This window comes from Mycobacterium sp. 29Ha (assembly GCF_032883055.1).
In the GTDB taxonomy this organism is placed as follows: domain Bacteria; phylum Actinomycetota; class Actinomycetes; order Mycobacteriales; family Mycobacteriaceae; genus Mycobacterium; species Mycobacterium gallinarum.
The window spans coordinates 1-1,248 of record NZ_JAMQTI010000077.1; the positions used below are offsets into that span (position 1 = coordinate 1).

The following is a 1,248-nucleotide window of genomic DNA, read 5'->3' on the forward strand; positions in this document are numbered from 1 at the left end:
TGAGGTGAGCCCGTCGTAGTGGTCCAGTCGTTGTGGGACTCTGTTGCCCGGTGTTCGGGCGAGGAAGAATCAACAACGACATGGCATCGAACAAGCGCCGGCGGCATACGCCGGATCAGATCATCCGCAAGCTCGCCGAGGGCAACAAACTCCTCGGGGGCGGCCAGGAACTCAACGAAGTGTGCCGACACCTTCAGATCGCTGAGTCGACGTGGCATCGCTGGCTCGCCCAGTACGGCGGCATGAAGGCCAACGAGGCCAAGCGGCTCAAAGAACTCGAGACGGAGAACGCCCGGCTCAAGAAGCTAGTCGCCAACCAGGCCCTCGACATCGACATGCTCAAGGAGATCTCGGCGGGAAACTTCTAACCCCGAACCGCAAGCGCTGCGCCGTCAAGGCGCTGCGCGACCGGTTCGGGGTGTCTGAACGCCGCGCCTGCACAGTCGTTGGCCTGCACCGTTCCACGATGCGCCTGACGCCACCGCCGATCACCACCGAGGAGGCCCAGTTACGTGCCTGGCTGCGCCAGTTCTCCACTGACCGGCCTCGCTGGGGATGGCGACGGGCAGCCAAGATGGCCCGCCGATCCGGCTGGCAGGTCAACAACAAGCGCATCCGCCGGCTGTGGCGCGAGGAGGGCCTGCGGGTCCCGCAGCGCCGCAGGAAGAAGCGGTTGACCGGTATCGGTGTCGCCGTGGGCGCGATGTCACCGATTCGTCCGAACGTCATCTGGGCGATGGACTTCCAGTTCGACACGACCGCCGATGGCCGCACCATGAAGTTGTTGAACGTGATCGACGAGTACACCCGCGAAGCACTCGCGATCGAGGTTGATCGCGGCATCGACGCCGACGGCGTCGTCGATGTCTTGGATCGCCTGGCCCTCACCCAAGGAGCGCCGCACTACGTGCGCTTCGACAACGGTCCCGAGTTCGTGGCACATGCAGTGAGTGATTGGTGCCGATTCAATAGCGCCGGTTCACTTTTCATCGATCCCGGCTCGCCGTGGCAGAACGCTTGGATCGAGTCGTTCAACGGCAGGCTGCGTGATGAACTGCTCAACTCATGGCGCTTCGACTCGCTACTGGAAGCCCGCGTGATCATCGAAGACTGGCGCTGCGACTACAACACCAACAGACCCCACTCCGCCCACGGCGAACTCACCCCATCCGAGTTCGCCCTACAGTGGACCACGACCCACCAACCCCAAGCCGCATAGCGACTGGACCACCAAACGGGTCCCCCTCA

At 63.5% G+C, this 1,248-nt stretch carries 1 protein-coding gene; it reads left to right on the top strand.

The genetic code is table 11. The features are described 5' to 3' along the window. Window positions 1-80 precede the first annotated feature (80 nt). A protein-coding gene (locus M1248_RS33255) for an IS3 family transposase (protein WP_100479586.1) occupies window positions 81-1,219 on the top strand; the annotation gives its coding sequence in 2 pieces (ribosomal slippage) (window positions 81-351 and window positions 351-1,219; 1,140 coding nt in all). Window positions 1,220-1,248: the final 29 nt, after the last annotated feature.